Annotated in this window: 3 protein-coding genes and 1 tRNA gene; 3 read left to right on the top strand and 1 reads right to left on the bottom strand. The window is 56.5% G+C overall.

Translation table 11 applies throughout. The features are described 5' to 3' along the window. Positions 1–57 precede the first annotated feature (57 nt). A complete protein-coding gene (locus ABHT90_RS09820) occupies positions 58–2,598 on the bottom strand; it encodes a SpaA isopeptide-forming pilin-related protein (RefSeq protein WP_346982382.1) in 2,541 nt (846 codons plus the stop codon). A gap of 297 nt (positions 2,599–2,895) precedes the next feature. Here ABHT90_RS09820 and ABHT90_RS09825 point away from each other — a divergent pair. From ABHT90_RS09825 to ABHT90_RS09835, 3 genes are all read left to right on the top strand, one after another. Further along, positions 2,896–2,970, top strand: a tRNA-Gly gene (locus ABHT90_RS09825). A gap of 384 nt (positions 2,971–3,354) precedes the next feature. Further along, positions 3,355–4,698, top strand: a complete 1,344-nt coding sequence (gene purB, locus ABHT90_RS09830) for an adenylosuccinate lyase (protein ID WP_055287283.1) — start codon at positions 3,355–3,357, stop codon at positions 4,696–4,698. A gap of 1,722 nt (positions 4,699–6,420) precedes the next feature. After that, on the top strand, positions 6,421–8,343 hold the full coding sequence (locus ABHT90_RS09835; RefSeq protein ID WP_346982383.1) for an Ig-like domain-containing protein: 1,923 nt from the start codon (positions 6,421–6,423) through the stop codon (positions 8,341–8,343). Positions 8,344–8,494: the final 151 nt, after the last annotated feature.

Genomic DNA, 8,494 nt, shown 5'->3' on the forward strand with positions numbered 1-8,494 from the left:
CCTGGCGTCAGCATGCCGCGATTCAGTCGCGCGGGCAGCATTTCCCAGTTGACAAAACTATAGGAACACCCCCCTGATCTCGATGGGGGCATCCTTCATGGCTACGGTTTGAACTTCTCCCGTGGCTTTTACTTCAAACGTTATCTCTTCGGCGAGGTCGTAGGTACGCGGAGACATCGTTTCGCGTAGGGTGTAGGTGCCGGGTGAAAGGTGCTCAATGCGGTGCGGTTTGCCGGATGAGGTCCAAGAATCGATTTCGTTGCCATTGGAGTCGCAGAGGACAAGCTCGGCGCCTGTCACTTCCTGACCTCCGCACGCGTCGACTTTGGAGACATCGATCTTGGTGTAGTCGTTGGAAACGTCAAGGCGCACTTCGATCACGGGCGTTTGCTGGTCAGCGTACGACAACTTCACAGTATGTGGGGTCGGGTTGAGCAGATAGCCTTCGGGCGCTTGTGTCTCGACAACCTCGTAGGTGGCGGTACCGCATCCCAGCGAAAGATGGTCGACTCGCGCATGCCCCCGTTCGTCGGTTGTAACGGTGGCGACGGTTTCGCCATCCAGGGCAACGATGCTGCCATCGGTTCGCACGATGTCGCCATCAGCGCGGATGTCAAACGTGGCTCCAGCGAGGGTGCGCCCATCTACAGCATCCGTCTTAATGATTTCGATGCTTCCGGTTGCTGCGTCGTCATAGAACGAGGCGACGGCGACTGGTGTCAGATTTCTGTCGGAGGGAATCGTTATCTCCAGGTCTTCTCCGCGCAGATACGGTTCCTTGGCCGATGCCTCGTGCACGTAGTATGTTCCGGGATGAAGTGATTCGGGCAGTGTGACGGCGCCGGCTGTATCGGTTGTGAAGGTATTCATTACATTGTGGGTCGGATACCAACATGTTTGCGAGACGGGCTCGTGGTGGCTATCGAGCAGCTGGAACGTAAAGCCGGCAAGCGGTACGGTGCCGCCGGTCTGAGCATCGCGCTTTACGATTTGAAGGTGTGTCGATAGGGCATGGTTGTCAATGATGTACTGAAGCTCGGCGCCGTCTGCGGACTGCTCTGCTGTGATGGTCCATTCCCCCGCTTGCTTAAATCCTTCAGGGACCGTTTCTGCAACCTCGCGAACGGTGTAGCCCGCGCGGTCGTAGGGAATGGCACCGTGAGCGCCGGCGGGTCGCTTGCCTGCGCCAAACCATGCTTCGGGCTGGTCTTTGGTGGAGGCAAAGCCGTAAACGTTTGTGGTCAACGTGCCGACGACTTGTTGGGAGCTATTGTTGACAACTTCAAAGACGACGCCTCCCGCCGGCTGCTCAAGGCCGGACTCATCGCTATCGCCATGGTCCTTAAACTTCGAGATTTCAAGGTCAAAGGCGATGGGGATGTTGGGAATACGGCTTTCGAGCTCAACGATGCCCGTATCTCCGAGTTGCTCGGCACCGACGGTGTAGCTCCAACAGTCGTTTGAAATCAGATAGCCCTCGGGTGCTTTCGATTCGTAGATGGTAAAGGTGCCCAGAGGAACGTCATTGAGGATCGCCCATCCGTTTTCGTCGGTCGTAAGGGTGCGAGTCCAGCCGGGAGTTGATTGCGAGACGCAGGTAAATTCAGCGCCCACAAGCGACGCCCCAACTTGGGCGCCGGCATCCGTGGCGGCATCGATTTTTGCAATACGCAAGGTGATGGTGCCGGGCTGCTCGTTGATAGTGACATGTTCGCCGCTGTTTTGTGTGGTGAAGGTTATTCGGTCGCTTCGAGGGATATAACCTGCCGGGGCTTTGGTTTCGACCAGGTAATATGCCGTATTGGGCAAAAGCGTTGCTTGTGCACGCCCGTTTTCGTCCATCTGGATAGTGCCGACACGTGCATCGCCTGCACTTTCAAAGATATCGAAGGTTGCGCCACCGAGTCTGTAGGTGTCGTTGCCGGCGGTGATGTCAGCCTGGGACGATTGTTTTTGGAAAGATACGGAGACGGCGGGCAGAACATAGAGCATGTCCTGGTGCCGACCCTCGCCCGAGACCGGGCCGTGATAACGTCTGGCTCGATGTGGGGCTGCCTTAATAGATCCGGACTTAGCGCTCTCGTAGAGCCAACGTGCAGCCGCTACGGCCTCGGCGTTTTCGTAAAACCTACCGCTCCTGGCAACTCCCTTGCTATTTGTATACGAATAGGTGCCGTCGGGGCGCGTGGTTCCGTTGAGCATCCACACGGCAATCTGGGTGGCGGCACGAGCGAGATCGGGCGACAGATTGTGGCCGCCAAAGGATGTACTGGAGGGGTATCCGTGACAGACGATGGCGGCAAATTCGTCATCGAGCCATGTCCAGCCCTGGCTATATGTGCGCCATGGCCCTCCCGGCTTGCTGGGGCCGGGGCAGTCTTGATTCATGCAGTACGAAATCGAAGTGTCCTGTGCCTCGTATTTACCGACGCCGAAGGGGCCGCAACCGTCGCTTATGGTGCGGAAATTAAGGGCGTCACTCCCGTCGACGGCGAGTGCGGCTCCTGGTGCCAGGCAGCCGATCAGAAAAAAGAGGAGCAGGAGCAGCGGACCTGTTGCGATTGCGCTGTGGACAGAGTGCGTGGGTGCGTTGGACATGGCTGCTCCTTATCCCTCGTGCGCCGCACGGGGAGGCCGCGGCGCTTGGGATGAGGCTACCGCCATGGTTCATGCGGGTAAGTACCGGAAGCTGACCAAAAGCTTGCCCGATTTCTGACAAATCGAGTTCAAATACAACAATCAGATAAAAGCGCAGGTAGAAGAAGGCAAGAAAAGAAGGACAAAGGTCCTCATCTCCACAATTGGCGCGGTTTTCAAACGATTCTCCACAGCTAAAACAAGCATCGACACCCTTGTATCGAACAAGACAACCGCGTTATACTAGCCAACACACAAGCGGGCATCGCCAAGTGGTAAGGCATCAGCTTCCCAAGCTGACACTCGCGGGTTCGAGTCCCGTTGCCCGCTCCAGTTAAAAGCGCAAGCACGGCACCATCACGGTGCCGTGCTTTTTTCAATAAAGCGCCGGGACTCGAACCCGCCAGGGTGCGAGCGTAAAGCAAACGCGAAGCGTTTGTAGCGAGCAGGCGAAGGCGCCGGCAGGCGCCTGAAGCCGGTGCGGATTTGCGAAGCAAATACGCGGACGTCCCGTTGCCCGCTCCATCGAGCATGGGAGACATGGGGACGGCCAATTCAACAAAGTCTTCCTCCGCGGCTTCGTGAGGCCGAGGGGCTCGCCCGCAGCCGCTCTATGCTACAAAATGTTAGGTTAATGCCTACTGCCCATACTTGCACCCGCGCACGGTACAATGGTTGGGTTACGACCAACGTGCCAATAACCAAAAAGGAGCCGCTATGATCGATCGCTATACCCGCCCGGAGATGGGACACATCTTCTCCCTCGAGAACAAGTACGCCATTTGGCAGGAGATCGAGGTCCTGGCCTGCGAGGCCCAGGCGGAGCTCGGCAAGATCGGTATTTCCAAAGAAGAGGCCCAGTGGATTCGCGACCACGCCAACTTTGAGAAGGAGAAGGTTGACGAGATCGAGGAGGTCACGCGCCACGATGTCATCGCCTTCCTGACCAACATGAAGGAGTACATCGACGCCGACGTCCCCGAGGGCGAGCCCAAGCCCAGCCGCTGGGTTCACTACGGTATGACCAGCTCTGACCTGGGTGATACGGCTCTGTGCTACCAGCTCACTCAGGCTTGCGACCTTATCATCGAGGACGTCAAGAAGCTCGGCGAGATCTGCAAGCGCCGTGCCTTCGAGGAGCGCAACACGCTCTGCGCCGGCCGTACTCACGGTATTCACGCCGAGCCGATGACCTTCGGCATGAAGTTTGGCTCTTGGGCTTGGGAGCTCAAGCGCGATTTGGACCGTCTTGAGGATGCCCGCAAGAACGTCGCCTTCGGTGCCATCTCGGGCGCTGTCGGCACGTACAGCTCCATCGAGCCGTTCGTGGAGGAGTATGTCTGCGAGCACCTTGGTCTGGTTCACGATCCGCTGTCTACGCAGGTCATCAGCCGTGACCACCACGCCTACCTTGCCGGCGTGCTCGCTACCACGGCAGCTACCTGCGAGCGCATTGCGACCGAGGTTCGCAACCTGCAGAAGACCGATACGCTCGAGGCCGAGGAGCCGTTCCGCAAGGGTCAAAAGGGCAGCTCCGCCATGCCGCACAAGCGCAACCCCATCACTATGGAGAAGGTCTGCGGCCTTTCGCGCATCGTCAAGTCCAACGCCCAGGTCGCCTTCGACAACGTTGCCCTGTGGCACGAGCGCGACATTTCGCACTCCTCTGCCGAGCGCGTCGCCCAGGCCGATAGCTTCATCGCCCTTGACCACATGTTCCAGTGCCTCATCCGCGTCATCGACGGCCTGCAGCTGTACCCTGCCCGCATGATGGCCAATCTCAACAAGACCCGCGGCCTCATCTTCTCCTCCAAGGTGCTGCTGGCTCTCGTCGATACAGGCATCACCCGCGAGGATGCCTATGCCATCGTGCAGGAAAACGCCATGGCCACGTGGCACGAGGTGCAGGATTGCGTCTCCGGTCCTACCTTTAAGGAGCGCCTCGAGGCCGATCCGCGCTGCACCGTCAGCCAGGAGAAGCTCGACGAGATCTTTGACCCGTGGGACTTCCTCACCCGCATCGACACGGTCTTCGATCGCCTGGAGCAGCTCGAGTTCTAATTGACCGATCGGGGAGGTAGTCAAATCGATCAATTCTCCGCGGCCCTCGTTCGAGTGCGACTTTCCAACACAAGCCCCGCTCGCAGCTCGCTCTGCCAGCGGGGCTTGTGCATGAGCGCACCTAGAAAGCTGGACGTCAGCGATATATGCGCGTCAACTGTGCTGCTTGCCGATAATTTGAGACATCTGACAAACATTACCTTGCCGGTAACTGTCGGGGGGGGGGTATCCTTAAGCCAATTTTAAGGTGTGGGAGAATGCTGCGTTTTTTCACGAGAGATTGGACTTAGGGGAATGAGAAAAGGGTTTTGGAGGATAGCCACAGGCATCTGTGTTGCTTTAACGGCGGCAACGTTTGGGCTGACGGTGGCCGCTCCGCATGCGGATGCTGTCATGCTGGAGTCGCAGGACGGTTCCATGGGTGCATCGTTTCTCCCATACGATTCGTCTACAGGCGATGTGTGGTCAGAATTTGATGTCGCTGTTGGACAGACGGTGAAAGGAAGGCTTTCCTTTTTTAATAAAAATCACGAATGGGCGCACATTGACCCTAGCGATATCGATATCACATCGTCTGACGAGGATATCGCTAAGGTAAGTTATGAGTCACATAGTTGGGTATTGACAATTAGCCCCACCAAAGTTGGCACAACGACTATAACCCTGAAGAGCAAGACCGACGAGAGTTTAAACGGTTCTCTTAAGATTAAAAGTGTGGCTAAAGTCAATCCAATTAAGGTCAGTTTCGTTTCTTACGACCAATCTGGTGCGACAACAAACACCGCAACGCTGGGTTACACGGATGATTGTCCGCAAAAATGCGGGAACACGCATTATGCATTACTAGAGGGGAGAGTTGACGTTCGTCCCGTGGACGAGAGCCGTGCGGCCACATATTTTGTTATTAAGGAAGACCCCTCAAAGGATTCCAAAGTCCAGGCAAGGGTGAATTCGAATTATTCATCATATGGAACTTCCGAGCTAAGCGCTTCTTTGCAACTCGAGGCGTTGTCGAAAGATGCTAAAGAGGCCAAGGTTCTTGTCGACTATTGCAACGGTGAAGTTGAGACGAAGAAGCTATGTGATGTTGTAACCGAGAATCAGGAGCCCGGATTCAATGAGCGTGGGAACAAAAAGCAAAAGATGCTGGTTGGGGACAGCTATTATCTGACTGCCATTCTCAACGTTTCTCCAAATGAAGTACTGAAGGCATGCCAGCGCGCACATTGGGGTGCGGACTTTGGCGCTGTAACCTATTCTCTGGAAAGCAACGATGTCGTTGAGCTTATCGGTGGTGAAAACTCGTTTAAGGCAATAAAGCCTGGCACCGTTAAGGCTCATGCTCGTGATGGCCTTGGCAATGACCATCCCTTTGAGATAGAGGTTGTCGACCCTGCGGAAGTGAGCCTTTCGAAGGCTAAGTTTGTGTCGAGCGATTATACATTTCCCTGTGAGGTCAGTTCAGATAGTATATCCAAAGATTGGCTTTGGCTGGAATGTGACAGGGGGTTTGAATATCCAAAGGGCGTGCTGAGTAAAAGCGCTGAGGAATTGATGGACTCCTATGCCGGCGCAAAGTATTCTTTCACTTCAGATAATCCGGATGTCCTCGAGGTAAAAGGACCGATGTTTAGTGGTGGCAGTTACTTGGGGTATTTAGTGCCTCATAGTTACGGCGATGCAACGGTTTCAATGTACTTGGGTGGTCGTCTCTGCGACACGATGACCGTTCATGTTGTCAAGCCTGGCGAGGAGCCTGCAAAGACTGCGGTTTCCATTGCGGACAGCTACTCAACCTCCATGGATAAAGGCACGACTCAGCAGCTGAAGGCAAAGGTCTCCCCTGATGACAAGGCCAGCCAAGTTGTTTGGTCCTCTTCCAACGAGAGCGTCCTTACCGTCGACGCTAACGGTCTTGTTACCGCTGTCGGTGACGGTGATGCCACGATCACGGCAACGGTTGATGGGGTCTCTGCAACCACGGATGCGATTACGGTAACCACTCCGGTTGTAAAGGTGTCGGGCGTCAAGCTCAGCGCTTCAAACCTTAAGCTTGCTGTGGGCGGTGAGCCCTCGACGTTGACCGCAGCGGTTGAGCCCGATAATGCAACGAACAAGAACTTGTCCTGGTCGTCGAGCGATCCTACGGTCGCCACGGTTGCAGATGGCGTCGTGACCCCGGTCAAGGCAGGTGTTGCTACGATTACCGTCACCACTGAGGACGGAGAGCATAGCGCCACGTGCAAGGTGACGGTTATTCAGCCTGCTACGGGCATCACGCTCGATAAGCAGAAGGTCGTGCTTGTGGGCGCTGCAACCGAGCAGCTTAAGGCGGCGGTCGTTCCCGCGGAGGCTAACCAGACGATTGTCTGGAAGTCCAGCAACGAAAGTGTCGCTACAGTCGATCAAACCGGAAAGGTGGCGGCTGTCTCCAAGGGCGCCGCAACCATCACCGTTTCGACTGAAGACGGCACCTATTCTCAGGATTGCGCGGTGACCGTCTCTAATCCCGCAACGAACCTTACGGTCGACCAGAGCGTCCTCGGCCTCAAGAAGGGCGAAGAGGGCACCGTGAAGGTTTCTCTTGCTGGAACCCTTGCGGGTGAGGTCGACGAGACCAATCTTGCTCTGGATGACACGGGCGCTTCGAAGGCGTTTAAGGTTGTCGACAACGGTGATGGCTCCTACACCGTTACCGCCCTCAAGACCGGTTCTGGTTCTTTTGTCATCACTGCAGGGTCGCTCTCCCAGACCGTTTCGGTGACCGTGACCAATCCCGCCCAAAAGGTTGAGCTCAACAAGACGAGCCTGTCCTTTACCGTCGGTGATGCCTCCACAAAGCTCTCCGCAACGGTGAGTCCTGCCGATGCAGACGATACGACGGTGAGCTGGACCTCCAGCGACTCGTCGATCGCCACGGTCAAAGACGGCGTCGTGACGCCGCTTAAGGCCGGTACCGCCACGATTACCGCCACCTGTGGCGACAAAACCGCGACCTGCGCCGTTATCGTAGCGGCAAAGACCATTGCAGGCGTTGCGGGTAGCAACGGAACGGACGTTAGCGTAAGCGCCGAGAACAATGTCGCTGCCGGCATTGCCCAGAACAACAGCATCTCTCTTGTGGTCGAGGAACCGACGGATCTTACCGATGCCGCCAATGCTACGATTTCCGGCCTTGAGCAGGGGACTACCAAGGTTGCCGATAAGCTCGATATCAAGCTTCTCAAGGACGGCGAGGTTATCGAGGACTACGAAGGCATGTCCTTCATCGTCCGTGTCAAGATGACTGCCGCCATGAAGGCGCTCACCAATCTCAAGGTGCTCTACGTTGCCGAGGATGGTTCCACTCAGGCTATGGATACGTGGACCGAGGGCGACTACCTCTGCTTCCGTACGAGCCACTTCTCGACGTACGTGGTGACGGGCGAGGAGGCCAAGGGGGAGCCGGCTCAGCCTGCGCAGCCCGTGACGCCGTCCCAACCCGGTCAGCAGACGACGACCAAGGTAACCAAAACGTCCGCTAAGACTACTAAGGGTGCGCTCGCCAACACGGGCGACCAAACCCTTGCCGTCGCCTTTATTATGACCGTTGTCGGCGCTTCGCTGATTGCCTTCGCGCTTATGCGCAAACGTCTCGAGTGTTAGGGCTCCCTCTCGTTTAAGCGCGACCTTTCAGTCCAAGCCCCGTTGGTAACTCGTTTTACCAACGGGGCTTTTACGTTAGAGGCTTTAGCCTGTGCGGGGCGCGCAGCGCGCCGCATCAGAAACCACCCGCTATGCGGGTGGGGACAACCGG

Source organism: Collinsella aerofaciens, from assembly GCF_039758815.1.
Classification (GTDB): Bacteria; Actinomycetota; Coriobacteriia; order Coriobacteriales; family Coriobacteriaceae; genus Collinsella; species Collinsella aerofaciens_BP.

Excerpts from the sequence above, each read along its gene's own strand:
- ABHT90_RS09820 (WP_346982382.1), bottom strand. The coding sequence starts at position 2,598 with ATGTCCAACGCACCCACGCACTCTGTCCACAGCGCAATCGCAACAGGT.
- ABHT90_RS09835 (WP_346982383.1), top strand. The coding sequence starts at position 6,421 with ATGACCGTTCATGTTGTCAAGCCTGGCGAGGAGCCTGCAAAGACTGCG.
- purB (WP_055287283.1), top strand. The coding sequence starts at position 3,355 with ATGATCGATCGCTATACCCGCCCGGAGATGGGACACATCTTCTCCCTC.